The organism is Labrys miyagiensis (genome assembly GCF_030160835.1).
GTDB lineage: Bacteria > Pseudomonadota > Alphaproteobacteria > Rhizobiales > Labraceae > Labrys > Labrys miyagiensis.
In genome coordinates this window covers 1-13,419 of the sequence record NZ_BSPC01000034.1, presented here as the reverse complement: position 1 = coordinate 13,419, position 13,419 = coordinate 1, and the positions used below count along the sequence as shown (strand labels likewise).

General features: G+C 63.6%; 12 protein-coding genes. 4 read left to right on the top strand and 8 right to left on the bottom strand.

Annotated features, from left to right (window positions below):
• Window positions 1-6 precede the first annotated feature (6 nt).
• Window positions 7-315 carry a peptidase associated/transthyretin-like domain-containing protein gene (locus tag QQL24_RS18690; RefSeq protein ID WP_284313810.1) on the bottom strand — a complete coding sequence of 103 codons (309 nt, stop codon included), beginning with the start codon at window positions 313-315 and terminating at the stop codon, window positions 7-9.
• 181 nt (window positions 316-496) lie between these two features.
• On the opposite strand from QQL24_RS18690, the gene QQL24_RS18685 reads away from it, so the two are divergent.
• Window positions 497-1,558, top strand: coding sequence for a LacI family DNA-binding transcriptional regulator (locus QQL24_RS18685; protein WP_284313809.1), 1,062 nt, complete (start codon window positions 497-499; stop codon window positions 1,556-1,558).
• 13 nt (window positions 1,559-1,571) lie between these two features.
• Here QQL24_RS18685 and QQL24_RS18680 read toward each other — a convergent pair whose 3' ends face one another.
• Window positions 1,572-2,360, bottom strand: coding sequence for a metallophosphoesterase family protein (locus QQL24_RS18680; RefSeq protein WP_284313808.1), 789 nt, complete (start codon window positions 2,358-2,360; stop codon window positions 1,572-1,574).
• Between the two features lie 154 nt (window positions 2,361-2,514).
• Between QQL24_RS18680 and QQL24_RS18675 the strand changes: the two genes are divergently transcribed.
• A complete protein-coding gene (locus QQL24_RS18675; RefSeq protein WP_284313807.1) occupies window positions 2,515-2,931 on the top strand; it encodes a VOC family protein in 417 nt (138 codons plus the stop codon).
• Between the two features lie 42 nt (window positions 2,932-2,973).
• Here the strand turns inward: QQL24_RS18675 and QQL24_RS18670 are convergent, their stop codons facing one another.
• The 5 genes from QQL24_RS18670 to QQL24_RS18650 form a co-directional block, all read right to left on the bottom strand.
• Window positions 2,974-3,705: a metallophosphoesterase gene (locus tag QQL24_RS18670; RefSeq protein WP_284313806.1), complete on the bottom strand. Its 732-nt coding sequence runs from the start codon at window positions 3,703-3,705 to the stop codon at window positions 2,974-2,976.
• Between the two features lie 141 nt (window positions 3,706-3,846).
• The gene (locus QQL24_RS18665) at window positions 3,847-4,572 is read right to left on the bottom strand and encodes a metallophosphoesterase family protein (RefSeq protein WP_284313805.1); all 726 of its coding nucleotides are present in this window, start codon (window positions 4,570-4,572) and stop codon (window positions 3,847-3,849) included.
• Window positions 4,573-4,713: 141 nt separating this feature from the next.
• On the bottom strand, window positions 4,714-5,469 hold the full coding sequence (locus QQL24_RS18660) for a metallophosphoesterase family protein (RefSeq protein ID WP_284313804.1): 756 nt from the start codon (window positions 5,467-5,469) through the stop codon (window positions 4,714-4,716).
• A 432-nt stretch (window positions 5,470-5,901) separates the two neighbouring features.
• Window positions 5,902-8,463 carry a GcvT family protein gene (locus QQL24_RS18655; protein ID WP_284313803.1) on the bottom strand — a complete coding sequence of 854 codons (2,562 nt, stop codon included), beginning with the start codon at window positions 8,461-8,463 and terminating at the stop codon, window positions 5,902-5,904.
• A 371-nt stretch (window positions 8,464-8,834) separates the two neighbouring features.
• Complete coding sequence (locus QQL24_RS18650; RefSeq protein ID WP_284313802.1) at window positions 8,835-9,290, bottom strand: DUF5680 domain-containing protein; 456 nt, start codon at window positions 9,288-9,290, stop codon at window positions 8,835-8,837.
• 413 nt (window positions 9,291-9,703) lie between these two features.
• On the opposite strand from QQL24_RS18650, the gene tkt reads away from it, so the two are divergent.
• Window positions 9,704-11,752, top strand: coding sequence for a transketolase (tkt, locus tag QQL24_RS18645; RefSeq protein ID WP_284313801.1), 2,049 nt, complete (start codon window positions 9,704-9,706; stop codon window positions 11,750-11,752).
• 201 nt (window positions 11,753-11,953) lie between these two features.
• Here the strand turns inward: tkt and QQL24_RS18640 are convergent, their stop codons facing one another.
• On the bottom strand, window positions 11,954-12,667 hold the full coding sequence (locus QQL24_RS18640) for a helix-turn-helix transcriptional regulator (protein ID WP_284313800.1): 714 nt from the start codon (window positions 12,665-12,667) through the stop codon (window positions 11,954-11,956).
• 197 nt (window positions 12,668-12,864) lie between these two features.
• On the opposite strand from QQL24_RS18640, the gene QQL24_RS18635 reads away from it, so the two are divergent.
• Window positions 12,865-13,263, top strand: a complete 399-nt coding sequence (locus QQL24_RS18635; protein ID WP_284313799.1) for a VOC family protein — start codon at window positions 12,865-12,867, stop codon at window positions 13,261-13,263.
• Window positions 13,264-13,419 lie beyond the last annotated feature (156 nt).

Here is a 13,419-nt window from a genome sequence, read left to right as displayed (position 1 = left end):
GAAAGCTCATGCCATTGGGGGTTTGGGAAGGAGCGCGTGCCCGGCCTTCGGGATGAGGTCCTGTTCGAGCCGGCAGGCCGCGATTCCCGGATCATTCACGGGTCGACAGCGTCCGTTGAGCGCCGTGGCGCGTCCGAGACCGATGAGGAATTCGAGGCCACACTCAACCATCCGTTGCGTGGGCTTTGTCTCGCGGATGGCAGCGTGAAAGTGGCGAACCATTGCCCTTGTCGCCGTGCTCAGCCGTTCGTCTGGAGTGGCCGGCATTACGGCCAGCACCGCCTCTGTAACGGACTGCCCTTGGTCGATTGTCATAGCGTTTCCTCGCACTACAATCGATTGCATATGCAGAAAAGCAAGACTGTCAAGAACAAGGGGATTTGTCATTGACAGTGCGCATTTGTCGTATAAAATCGTGTTTCCTAGCGTCATTTGATGCGTTTCCAGTAGCCACCTGTCGTGAAAACGATTGCAAAAAGAACTGCAATACGTGCATATGGACAAGCAAGCACGCCAGATATCGCGCGCAGTAACCCTCAAGGACGTGGCAGCGGCCGCGCATGTCCATGTCTCGACTGCATCGCGCGCGCTTAACCCGGCGACACGCGGCATGGTTGCCGACGATGTGGTCGAGCGGGTCAGGATGCATGCGCGCGAGCTCGGCTATCGGGGCGACCCGCTAGCGGCGAGCCTGCGCACCGGGCGCTCCATGCTGGTGGGAGTGCTGGTGCCCGATATTGCCAACCCGCTGTTCTCCCCCATCCTCGGCGGCATCAACGAGATCCTGAACGCCCAGGGCTACTACACCATCGTCTCCGATGCCGGCACCGAGCAGGATGCGCAGCTCGACTTGGTCGACGCCCTGATCGGACGGCGGGTCGACGGCCTGATCCTGGCCACCGCCAGCCGCAACGATCCGGTGGTGAACCACTGCCTGGAGCGCAATGTGCCGATCGTGCTGGTCAACCGCTCCGAAGCAACCCAGCGCGCGCCCGCGGCCGTCTCCGACGACGTGCTCGGGATGAAGCTCTCGGTCGACCATCTCATCGAACTCGGCCACCGCAGGATCGCTCATCTCGGCGGCCCGCAGCACATCTCCACCGGCTATCTCCGGCGCGTCGGCTTCGAGATGGCCATGGAAAATCACGGCTTTCCCCGCGATGGGCTGACCATGGAGTTCGCCAGCGCCTATACGAGGGAGGCGGGTCATAAGGCAGCCAAGATGATCCTGTTGAAGCATCCCGAAGCCACCGGCATCGTCGCCGCCAATGACTTGCTTGCCCTCGGCATCTACCAGGCGCTCCAGGAACTCGGCCGGCACTGTCCCGGCGATGTCTCCGTTGTCGGGCATAACGACATGCCCTTCGTCGACATGGTGCAGCCTCCCCTGACCACCGTGCGCATCGGCCACAGAGAAATGGGGGTCGAGGCGGCCAGGCTGCTGGTGCGCGAGCTGCGCCGGGAAACGGCGGCGCGCATGAATGTCGTGCTCGCCCCCACCTTGGTGGAGCGCGCCTCGACGGCCCGGCCGAACCATGGCATCGGGATGAGGTCGTAGGCCTGGGAGCGCTTCACACTGTCCCGTAGGGGTGCCAGGCCGGGCTCCTGGCAGGGAGGCTCGCGAACACCCTGGCGTCGTCGTCCTCGAAGATCGCGGCCGTCAGCGTGCCGCCATAGCAGGCGCCGGTGTCGAGATTGATGCGGTTGCCGCGGAAATCGGCCTCGTCCACCGGCGTGTGGCCATGCACGATCTTTTTCTCGAAGCGCTGGCCGGAGGGCAGGAACTCGTCGCGGATCCAGATCAGGTCATGCTCCTTCTGCTGGGCCAGCGGCACGTCCGGCCGGGCGCCGGCATGCACGAAGAAATAGTCTCCGAAGGTGACGCTGAGCCGGCGCGTGCGCATGAAATCGAGATGCGCGGGGATCATCTTCGCCCGAAATTCCTTGCGAAGCGCCTCGATATCCGTCGGCGAGGAGGGATTGGCGCCCTGGATGTCGACGCCATAGCTGCCGATCGTCTCCAAGCCGCCCCATTTCACCCAGACATTGGCATCTGGGTCCCCTTTGAGGAAGGACATTAGCAGCGTCTCGTGATTGCCGCGGATGACATGGAGTTCGCAGCCGGACACCTCGCCCATCAGGCGCTGAACCACGCCGCGTGAATCGGGCCCGCGGTCGACGAGATCGCCAAGGCTGACGACGATATGCCGCCGATCCGGTTTCGCGCGGGCCCGGGCCGAGGCTCTGGCGAGCATGTCCTCGACCAGGTCGAGATGGCCATGGACGTCGCCAAAGGCAATGATGCTGGTCCCCGCCGGAACGCGCGGCGGGATCGGGAAGGGCACGATACGGTTCTGCATGGGGCGCAGCATAAGGAGGGCGCGGAGCGAGAGCAAGGCGGGCCGATAAATCGGCTCGGCCCTAAAATGCATTGCAAAAGCCGGTCGCAAAGGTGCATCTTCAACCGGAAGTTTTGGCAATGGCCACGACTTGCCTGCCGGGACGGAGAAAACGATGAAAGTATCGTCCTTCGATCACGTCGCGCTTGTGACCACCGATCTCGACAGGTCTATCGCCTTCTACCACGATATTCTGGGGCTGCGTCGGATTCAGCGACCGGCATTCAGGAATCAAGGTGCGTGGATGTCGTCGGGCAGCTTCGAACTGCATCTGACCATCAACCCGGATGGCCATCTGCGCAGGCAGCCGAGAATCGATACGGGGGATATTCATTTCGCCGTGCGGGTTGCGGATTTTACAGCGGCACTGGGGCACTTGAAGGCAAACGGCTATAGCGAACATGCGTCCGATGGAGACTCCAAGCGGCTCGTCCTCCAACTGGATGGCCCGGCCCCTTTTCAGCAAGCCTTCTTGCTCGACCCCGATAATCACGTGATCGAAATAAACAGCGCACAGCTCAAAATCCCCTGACGGTTGGGCACACCTCATCGCCGCAATGGTCGTGGGCTGTGTTCAGCCGAACAGCGTCGCCTCCGTCCCCTGCATCAGGATGGCGGAGAGCGGGCCGCCGAAGCAAGCGCCGGTATCGAGGTTGATGCGGTTGGCGTTGAGGGCCGGCACCTTCACCGGCGTGTGGCCATGCACGATCTTGCGGCCGAAGGGCTTCCGCCATTGCAGGAAATCCTCCCGGATCGACAGGAGGTCATGCTGTGCCTGATCGTCGAGGGCGACGCCAGGGCGCACGCCCGCATGCACGAAGAAATAGCCGCCGAAGTCGAAGCTCAGCCGCGTCGCCGAAAGGAAGCCCAGATGCTCGCGCGGCAGCTTTTCGAGGAGTGCGCGCTGCAGGCCCCGCGGGCCGCCTTTCTGGTCGGTGATGGCATTGAGGTCGAGACCGTAGCTCAGCAGCGTGTCAAAGCCGCCATTGCACAGCCAGGGTTCGGCCGCATCGGCATCATGAGCGAAGTCGAGCAGCATCTGCTCGTGATCGCCGCGCAGCACCACCAGCTCGCAGCCATGCACCCCCTTGGTGAGGCGTTCGACCACGCCAGCCGAATCCGGCCCCCGATCGATAAGGTTGCCGAGCGAGACCACGATATGGTGCTGCTGCGGGAAGGCGGCGGCATGCGCCTCGATCCGCTCCAGCAAGGCCTGCAGCTTGTCGAGGCAGCCATGCACGTCGCCGAAGGCGATGACGCAGATGCCGTCTGGTATGGAAGGATCGAAACCATCGGCAGTCTTCATGGCGCGTTCTCCCTTCTCTATGGCAAAAGGTTATAGCCGAACATTTCACACGGCGTTAACCAAAGGGAAACGCAAACTCACCAGACCAGCGTTCTATCCGGCCATGGGCCCGCAACACGATGCCCTCCGTTGCATCCGGCGTCAGAAGATCGTCACTTCGCTCCCCTCGATCAGCACCGCGGTGAGCGGGCCGCCGAAGCAGGCGCCGGTGTCGAGGTTGATGCGGTTGGGCTTGAAGGTGGCGACATCCACCGGGGTGTGGCCGTGCACGATGCGCTTGCCGAAATCGCCGTCGAAGTCGAGGAATTCCTCGCGTATCCAGAGAAGGTCCTCCTCGTCCTGCTGGTCGAGCGGGCGGCCGGGGCGCACGCCCGCATGCACGAAGAAATAATCGCCGCATTCGAAGGTGAGCGGGCGGCCCATCAGGAAGGAGAGATGGTGCGGCGGGATCTTGTCGATGAGGGCAAGGCGCAGGGTGTGGAGGGTCGGGCGCTCGGCCAGCAGCCTTTCGAGGTCCACGCCGTAGCTCGTCATGGTGCGCAGCCCGCCATTGTGCAGCCAGGCCTGTGCATCCTCGCCGCCCCGGATGAAATCCAGCATCATCGCCTCGTGGTTGCCGGCCAGCACCACGGTTTCGCAACCCTCGACACCGTCGGCGAGGCGCCCCACCACGGGCGCCGAATCCGGCCCGCGATCGACGAGGTCGCCAACCGAGACCAGGACATGCCGCCGCTCGGGAAACTCGGCCACCCGTTCGGCCACGCGTTCCAGCAATGCCTCGAGCTTGTCGTAGCTGCCATGCACGTCGCCAAAGGCGATGATACTGATGCCGTCAGGAATACGCGGCTCTTCTCTATCGCCTTGCATGATCGTCACTTCCTCCTGTCAGGAAGAGCAGAGTGCCTTTAGCGAATACATTGTGGCAAGGGGATCGTGCGATCCGCCGCTTCCCCCATTATGGAAGGCGTCGTTTCCAAGAGCCGGCAGGAATGCCGGCGGTCCCCGGCATCAAAATATCGTCACCTCCGCGCCCTCGAACAACGCGGCCGTCAACGTGCCGCTGGCGTAGGCCTTGGTGTCGAGGTTGATGCGGTTGCGATTGAAGTCCGGCCTGCGCACGGGGGTGTGGCCGTGGACGATCTTCTTCTCGAAGCGCTGCTTGGAATGGAGGAACTCGTCGCGGATCCAGACGAGGTCGCGCTCCTCCTGCTCGGCCAGCGGCACGCCGGGGCGCACGCCGGCATGGACGAAGAAGTAATCGCCGATGCTGAAGGACGTGCGCAGGCTGCGCAGGAAGTCGATATGGGCTTGCGGCATGGCTGCGAAAATGTCCTCGCGCAGCTTGCCGGCGGCCTTCTCGACCCGGAAGTTCTGGCGGCCGGCGATGCCATAGCTCTGCAGGAAAGCCTCGGCGCCGAAGAAGCTGCGCCAGGCGTCGCCGATCGGCTTGTCGTCGAGAAAGCCGAGCAGCGCATCCTCATGATTGCCCTTGAGGACGATCAGTTCGCTTCCCTTCACGCCCGCCATCAGCCGCTCGATCACCCCGGCCGAGTCCGGCCCGCGGTCGATGAGATCGCCCAGGCTCACCACGACATGACGCGCCCCCGGCAGCAAGGCCGCGCGGCGCTCGATGCGGTCCAGCAAGGGCTCCAGCAGGTCGAGCCGGCCATGGATGTCGCCGATGGCGACCACGCAGGTCTGCGGCGGCATGCTGGGCGGTTCGGGAAAAGGCGCGGGCTTGTGGACGCCCGTCTTCTTCGGCATCGGCGATGTCCAAGACACGAAATCCCTGCCTCCTGATTGGGAGAGGGCGGATAGGGGAGCCAAGACTTCGGGGAAGCAAGCTCGAACGTCAATATTTGCGCGCTTCTATGACGTGGAGAACATGGGTGGATGTAGGTATCGGTGAGGTTTTTTGCCAAAACGCGCGACGCAAAGCCTCCCCCACGAAGCTGGGGGTATCCGTGACAACTTCGCGTGCGAAGTTGTCACTGGGCATTGCGAAACAATGACGGAGGGGGTGTGGGCCACCAAGCCGGCCGTAACAAGATAGGACTCGGGTCCGTTGAGAGCTCCAAGCCTCTTTCTTTTAAGTCGAGCGCGTCGGACCACACCCCCTCCGAGCCGACTTCGTCGGCCCACCTCCCCAAGCTTCGTGGGGGAGGCTTATGTTGCGCCCTTCGAACATAGGTTTACTCAACTGCGTGGCTTGAGGTTCTCCGCATCGTAGAGCGGCTTGTACCCCACGCCCGCCACTTCCACCGGATAGGTCTCGCCGAAATATTCCACCTTCAGCTTGCGGCCCTGCTGGCAATGGGACCAGGGCAGATAGGCGAGCGCGATGTTCTTGCCGATGGTCGGGCCATAGGCGATCGAGTAGGTGTAGGAGCGGCGGCCGAGCTCGTCGACCAGCGTCTCGCCCGTCTCCGGATCCATCACGGGGAGGATGCCGACCGGGTAGCGCGCCACGCCCTTGGCATCGATATTGTCCGTCATCACCAGGGTGCAGAGCATGGCCGGCTGGTGCTCCCGGGCGCGATGCTCCAGATGCCTGGCCTTGCCGCAGAAATCGGCTTCCTTGACCTTCGGGCGCTGCAGGTCCGTCTCGATCAGATTGTACTCGGTGTTGAGTTCGGCGTTCTGCAGGCGCAGGCTCTTTTCCATGCGGCGGGAGTTGGCGTAGGTCTCGACGCCGAAGGGCATCACGCCGGTGGTGCGCAGCGCATCCCAGACGGCGAGGCCGTCCTCGTAGCGCATATGCAGTTCCCAGCCCTGCTCGCCGACATAGGAGATGCGGAAGGCCGCGACGTCCTTGCCGCCGATCCTGATCGGCTTGATGGCGGCGAAGGGGAAGTTGGCCGGCTCCAGGCCCGCCGGATCCTCCACCACCTTCTGCAACGTCGTGCGGGCGTTCGGGCCCCAGATGCCGACGGTGACGAACTTCTCGCTGACATCGGTCACGGTGACGTCGAAGCCCTTATCCTGGGCGACGCGGCGTAGATACTGGTAGTCGCGCGGACCGGCATCGGCGCCGTCGACGACACGGCAGCGGTCAGCCATGCGGATGACGGTGAGGTCGGCGCGCACCATGCCTTCCTCGTCGAGGAAGTGGGTGTAGATGCCCTTGCCGATATTGGCGTCGCCGCCGATCTTGGCGGCGCAGACCCACTCCATCAGGGCGACGTGATCCGGGCCCTCGACATCGACCATGGCGAAGTGCGACAAATTCACGATGCCGACATCCTCGCTCATCGCGAGCTGCTCGGCATTGGAAACGCGCCAGAAATGGCGGTTGTCCCACTCGTTCGCGCGCACCGGCACGCGGTTGCCGTATTTTTCCAGGAGATGCTCGTTGGCGGCGTAGCCATGGGCGCGCTCCCAGCCGCCGAGCTCCATGAAGTAGCCGCCCAGTTCCTTCTCCCGCTCGTAGAAGGGCGAGCGGCGCACGTTGCGGCCGGTGTCATAGGGCTCGCGCGGGTGCACGGCCGGATTGTAGATCTTGCGGGCCGCCTCGCCGCAACGCCCTTCGATGAAGGCTTCCTTCAGCATGTGCGGGGAGAAGCGGGCATAGTCGATCTTGTTGTGATCGATCGGCGTGCGGCCGTCCGTCATCCAGTCGGCCACCAGCTTGGCCATGCCCGGGCCGTCCTTGACCCAGATGGCGACGGCATACCACAGGCCTCGCACCTTCTGGCTCTCGCCGATGGAAGGGCCACCGTCGGTGGTGACCTGCAGCAGGCCATTGAAAGAGTGGCCCTCATTGTAGCCGAGCTCGCCGAGGATCGGCGTCAGCTCCATGGCGCGCTCGAGCGGCGCCATGATCTGCTCCATGTCGAGGTCGCGCTGCGAGGGGGAGAGGCGCGCCTCGTGCTTTTCGAGAATGTCGCGCGGATGGCAGAGGCGCGGATTGGTCTCTTCGTAATAGCCCCACTCGATCTGGCCGCCTTCGGCGGTGGTCGGATCGCCGGTGTCGCGCATATAGGCCGAGTTGCCCTGGTCGCGCAGCAGCGGCCAGCCGATCTCCTTGCCGGTGCCGGCGAACTCGTTATAGGGCCCGAAGAAGGTGAGCGGATGATCGACCGGCATCACCGGCAGGTCCTCGCCCGCCATCTCGGCGATCAGGCGGCCCCACAGGCCGGCGCAAACAATGACATAATCGGCCTCGATGGTGCCGCGGTCGGTGACCACGCCCTTGATGCGGCCGTTCTCGATGACGAGCGACCTGGCCGGCGTATTGGCGAAGGCCTTGAGCTTGCCGGAGGCCTCCCCCTGGTCGACCAGCTTGCCGGCGACCGTCTGCGAGCGCGGAATGACGAGGCCGGCATCGGGGTCCCACAGGCCGCCCTGCACCAGGCTCTCCTCGATCAGCGGGAACTTCGCCTTGATCTCGGCCGGCTCGACCAGGCGCGCGCGCGTGCCGAAGGCCTTGCCGGAAGCGACCTTGCGCTTGATCTCGTCCATGCGGCCATCGTCGCCCACGCGCGCCACCTCGAGGCCGCCGACACGGGCGTAATGGCCCATCTTCTCGTAGAAATCGATGGAATAGAGCGTGGTCCAGCAGGACAGGAAGTCATGGCTGGTGGTGTAGCAGAAGTCGGAGGCATGGGCGGTGGAACCGATATCGGTCGGGATGCCCGATTTGTCGATGCCGACGATATCGTCCCAGCCCCGCTCGATCAGGTGATGAGCGACGGCCGCGCCGACGATACCCCCCAGACCGACGATGACGACCTTCGCCTTTTGTGGAAACACTGCCATTTGCCTGCGACTCCGAATGCGTGATGCGGGGGGACATTAGAGACAGCGCAAACCCGATTGCTGCCTGACAGCGACATTCTCGAAAGGCTGAGCGACGGGGAGAGCGGATTTCTGGGAGCGCGGACGTTGCCGGGAGCGCGGACTTCCAGTCCGCTCTTGGAACCTCCGCCTGTCAGGAGCGAAAGCCACCCATCGTCATTGCGAGCGAAGCGAAGCCATCCGGGGGCGACGAGCGCGCCCCTCGACTCCTGGATTGCTTCGCTCGCAAGGACGATGTTTGCCGTTTCGCTCTATCCCGAAATGGTGGCAGTTCAAGAGCGGACTGGAAGTCCGCGCTCCCGGCAACGTCCGCGCTCCCTGCCTTCCTCACTCTAAGGCCGGATCAGGCCGCCGTGGAATTGCAGACGGTAGGCCTCGACGCCGCCGATGAAGATGCGCTCCACGCCGAGGAAGCGCTTGATATCCCCGGTACTGGCGCTCTCGAAACGTCTCTTGCCCACACCCAGGCTGAAGTCGCCGAGGAAACGTCCCTCGCGATAGAGCGCGGCGCGCGCTTTCTTCACCACCGCGCCGGCTCCGCCGGCATCGATCAGCACCGGCTCCAGGATATGGCCATAATAGTTCATGGCCCAGATCGGCTGCTCCTCGCGCCAGACGATTTCCTGGCCGAGGAAATCGGTTCCGCCGAAATAACTGTCGAGATAGCGCCAGTCCCCTCGGCCATATCCGATATCGTGAGAACCCGCACGGCAGGAAGCCTGTGGCGCGCCGTCATTCACATAGGCCGCCGCCTTCGCCTCGACGATGAAATTCTCCAAGGTGCTCATATCGTCCTCTGCTTAGAACAAAAAAAGAACATTAGTTGTTGCTAACGCGACGGGCAAGCGGAAAGCAAGCCCTTTTCCAGATCGTTTTGCGAGGGTCGGAGAACAGCCAGCCTTGCCGCGCGCTGACCCGCCCGCGCTCCATCAGCCCCCGGAATTGTCCGTGATTCAACCGATCGGCTGATGCCCGCCCCAGGGTTCGGGCGCGACCTCGCCGAGAGTTGGGAAATATCTGTTGTGGCTCAAGTCGAGGGCGCGCTAGGTTCGGCTGAAAGGACCGGCCATTTCCGACCACCGATCGTCATTCCCCCGGTTTTGGCCGATTTGACAACCGACATGTTTGCGCGCCCGCAAGCCCGTCTGGCGCGACAGTTTATAGCGTAATCTCAACAGGATAACGAAGAGGGACTAGCTCGATGAACGCTCCGGCTCCAACCATTCCGGCGACCGCTGCTCCACTGCCGGCGCCCAAGGATCCCCATCTGCGGAAGCTGGCGAACTGCATCCGCTTCCTGTCGATGGATGCCGTGCAGAAGGCCAAGAGCGGCCATCCGGGCGCGCCGATGGGCATGGCCGACATCGCCACCGTGCTCTTCCGCGAGTTCCTCAACTTCGATGCGGCGGATCCGCATTGGGTCGACCGGGATCGTTTCGTCCTGTCGAACGGGCATGCCTCGATGCTGCTTTACAGCCTGCTCTATCTGACGGGCTACAAGGACATGACCATCGACCAGCTGGAGCGCTTCCGCCAGGCCGGCAGCAAGACGGCGGGCCATCCCGAATACCGTCATGCCGACGGCATCGAGCTCACCACCGGGCCGCTCGGCCAGGGCATCGCGGACAGCGTCGGCATGGCGCTCGGCGAGCGCATCCTGAATGCCGAATTCGGCGACGATCTCGTCAACCACTACACCTATGTCTTCATGGGCGACGGCTGCCTGATGGAGGGCATCAGCCAGGAGGCGATCTCGTTCGCCGGCCACCTCAAGCTCGGCCACATCATTGCCTTCTGGGACAACAACTCGATCACCATCGACGGCTCGACCCGCCTCTCCGTCTCCGACAACGAGGTCGAGCGCTTCCGCGCCAGCGGCTGGCACGTGCAGGAGATCGACGGCCACGACACCGACGCCATCCGCGAGGCGATCAAGGTCGCCCAGTCGGTCAAGGATCAGCCTTCCATGATCGCCTGCAAGACGATCATCGGCTTCGGCTTCCCGACCAGGGCCGGCACCCAGAAGGCGCACAGCGACGCGCCGGGCGAGGACGAGATCGCCGGCGCGCGCCAGCGGCTGGACTGGGATTCGCCGCCTTTCGTCATTCCCGAGGATCTCCTCAACGACTGGCGGCAGACGGGCTCCAGGGGTTCGGCCGCCCGCACGGCCTGGGCCGAGCGCGTCAAGAGCGCACCGGACGGCATCCGCCAGGAATTCGAACGCCGCACTGCGGGCAAGCTGCCCGACAACTGGAAGCAGGCCATTCTCGACGCCAAGAAGGAGTTCGTGGAGGGTGGCAAGGATCTGGCCAGCCGCCAGGCAAGCGGCTCCGTCCTGAACCATCTCTTCGCTGCCATTCCCGAATTGCTCGGCGGCTCCGCCGATTTGACGCCCTCCAACAACACCAAGGCCACCAACCAGGTCGAAATAAAGCCTGGGGAGTACAAGGGGTCCTACATCCATTACGGCGTTCGCGAGCACGGCATGGGGGCGGCAATGAACGGCCTCGTGCTGCATGGCGGCCTCGTCCCCTATGGCGGCACCTTCATGTGCTTCTCAGACTATAACCGCCCGGCAATCCGCCTCTCCGCCCTGATGCAGATCCGCACGATCTTCGTCATGACGCATGATTCCATCGGCCTCGGCGAAGACGGTCCGACGCATCAGCCCGTCGAGCACCTGGCCGCGCTGCGGGCGATACCCAATCTGGGCGTCTATCGCCCGGCCGACGCAATCGAGACGGCCGAGTGCTGGGAGCTGATCCTCGACCAGCCGCGGCGCGCCGCCCTCATCGCGCTCTCCCGCCAGCCGCTGCCGCTGCTGCGCAAGGACGCCACCAGCGAGAACAAGTCGGCCCGCGGCGGCTATGTCCTGCTGGAAGCCGATGGCGAGCGCAGGCTCACCCTCTTCAGCACGGGATCGGAGGTGCAGCTCGCCGTGAAGGCCCGCGATATCCTGCAGCAGGAGGGCGTTCCAACCGCCGTCGTCTCCATGCCCTGCCGCCTGCTGTTCGAGGAGCAGGACGCCGCCTACAAGCGGTCCGTGCTCGGCAAGACGAAGGCGCGCGTGGCCGTGGAGGCCGCGGTGGAACTGGGCTGGGAACGCTATATCGGCTTCGACGGACGCTTCGTGGGCATGCACGGCTTCGGTGAATCGGGAAAGATCGCCGACGTCTATGCGAAGTTCGGCATCACGGTCGACGCTGTGGTCGATGCCGCCCGCGACGTGGTCCGCGCGGTCGAGGGCTAACGCCGCGGGACACTCCCGCGGATCCGTCGAATGACGGTTGGGCTAGGGCGTTTTGCGATTTGACGGACTCGGCAAGAATCGCATAGACGCGTCGAAACAAAGAGTTAGAGCGAAGCAGCGTTTACGCCTAAACGCGCTTTGCTCTAGGCTGCGAGAGCCCGATTTCCGCGTCGTTGCGGAAATCAGGGCGCCTGTTGCGTTTCAACGATCGCGATCCTGCCTCACATCCCCCAGGACCCCCTCGCGCCAGTGCTGCCAGCGGCGGCGCAGCTCGCCCCTGCGCAGCCCGTTGGTCTCGCTGAGGATTTTCGCCTCGATGATGCGATCGGTGCGGAAATGGCGAAAACCCTGCCGAAGCTCGCACCAGGCCGCCAGCAACCGGCTCTCCTCGGCATAACCGAGGATCACCGGCCACACCGTGCGCTGCGTTTCTTCACCTCCCTCAGACCGGTAGCGAAGCCTGAGCTTGCGGCCCTCGCGGATCGCCAATCTCAGATCGGATGTATCCAGGCCGTCTTCCAATGCCGCTACGCCCAATTTGGCCCCTACGCTCGGATCGGCAATGAAGGGGCGCAGATGTTCGGGAATGACGGCGGCAATCTTGGTCATGAGGTCGCTGGCCGCGCTGGACAGTGCCTTGTCGCCCCGCCGGGCAACCCATTGCGCACCGAGGACCGCAGCCTCGATCTCGTCCGGTGTCAGCATCAACGGGGGCATGTCATAATCGGGGTCGAGCAGATAGCCCAAACCAGCCTCGCCGACGATGGGAACACGCTGGCCCACCAGATCGGCGATGTCACGGTAAACCGTGCGCCGGGAAACCTCGATCTCCTCGGCCACCGCGGCAGCGGTCACCGGCCGGGTCGAGCGACGGAGAATCTGGATGATCTGGAACAGTCGGTCGGCGCGTCGCATCCTGGCTGACTCCTGTTGCCAGTATGGTGGCAGCAGGCCTGTGCGACAAGGGTTTCGCAACGCCCCTAGAGCAAGCGCGTTTAAGCGTAATCGCTGCTTAGCTCTAGCTCTTTGTTTCGACGCGTCTTTGCGATTCCTGACGATTCCGTCAAATCGCAAAACGCTTTAGCTTCCCTCGTCACCGAAAGGATCATGCCATGAAGTTCGCATCCACACGTCTGATCGCCCACGACATCAAGGCCATGGTCAGCTTCTACGAGATGGTAACGGGCCGGTCCGCGGAATGGCTCGCGCCTCAATTCGCCGAGATCGTCACGCCATCGGCGACGCTTGCCATCGGCAGCGCCGAGACGGTCGCCCTGTTCAAGCAAGGCAGCGCCGAGCCGGGCGCGAACCGTACCGCGATCATCGAGTTCATGAGCGAGGATGTCGATGGCGACTTCGCTCGCCTCAATGACAGGGTCGACGTCGTGCACGAGCCCAAAATGATGCCATGGGGCAACCGCTCCGTTCAGTTCCGCGACCCCGAAGGGACAATCGTTGCGCTGTTCATGCCTGTCACCGAGGCTGCCAAACAACGGTTCGGATCGCGGTGACAACCGGTGGAATGCCGAAACGCGACGCGCCCTTCTTCGATGAGGGCGCAAAGACGATCTGCAGGAATTTCGCTGCAACCCTGGACTGTCATTTCCAAACGCTCTCGTTCCCACGCCCTTTCCGGCTGGGTTGATGAGGAGACCGGGCGATGGCGG

Excerpts from the sequence above, each read along its gene's own strand:
- QQL24_RS18690 (WP_284313810.1), bottom strand. The coding sequence starts at position 315 with ATGACAATCGACCAAGGGCAGTCCGTTACAGAGGCGGTGCTGGCCGTA.
- QQL24_RS18685 (WP_284313809.1), top strand. The coding sequence starts at position 497 with ATGGACAAGCAAGCACGCCAGATATCGCGCGCAGTAACCCTCAAGGAC.
- QQL24_RS18680 (WP_284313808.1), bottom strand. The coding sequence starts at position 2,360 with ATGCAGAACCGTATCGTGCCCTTCCCGATCCCGCCGCGCGTTCCGGCG.
- QQL24_RS18675 (WP_284313807.1), top strand. The coding sequence starts at position 2,515 with ATGAAAGTATCGTCCTTCGATCACGTCGCGCTTGTGACCACCGATCTC.
- QQL24_RS18670 (WP_284313806.1), bottom strand. The coding sequence starts at position 3,705 with ATGAAGACTGCCGATGGTTTCGATCCTTCCATACCAGACGGCATCTGC.
- QQL24_RS18665 (WP_284313805.1), bottom strand. The coding sequence starts at position 4,572 with ATGCAAGGCGATAGAGAAGAGCCGCGTATTCCTGACGGCATCAGTATC.
- QQL24_RS18660 (WP_284313804.1), bottom strand. The coding sequence starts at position 5,469 with ATGCCGAAGAAGACGGGCGTCCACAAGCCCGCGCCTTTTCCCGAACCG.
- QQL24_RS18655 (WP_284313803.1), bottom strand. The coding sequence starts at position 8,463 with ATGGCAGTGTTTCCACAAAAGGCGAAGGTCGTCATCGTCGGTCTGGGG.
- QQL24_RS18650 (WP_284313802.1), bottom strand. The coding sequence starts at position 9,290 with ATGAGCACCTTGGAGAATTTCATCGTCGAGGCGAAGGCGGCGGCCTAT.
- tkt (WP_284313801.1), top strand. The coding sequence starts at position 9,704 with ATGAACGCTCCGGCTCCAACCATTCCGGCGACCGCTGCTCCACTGCCG.
- QQL24_RS18640 (WP_284313800.1), bottom strand. The coding sequence starts at position 12,667 with ATGCGACGCGCCGACCGACTGTTCCAGATCATCCAGATTCTCCGTCGC.
- QQL24_RS18635 (WP_284313799.1), top strand. The coding sequence starts at position 12,865 with ATGAAGTTCGCATCCACACGTCTGATCGCCCACGACATCAAGGCCATG.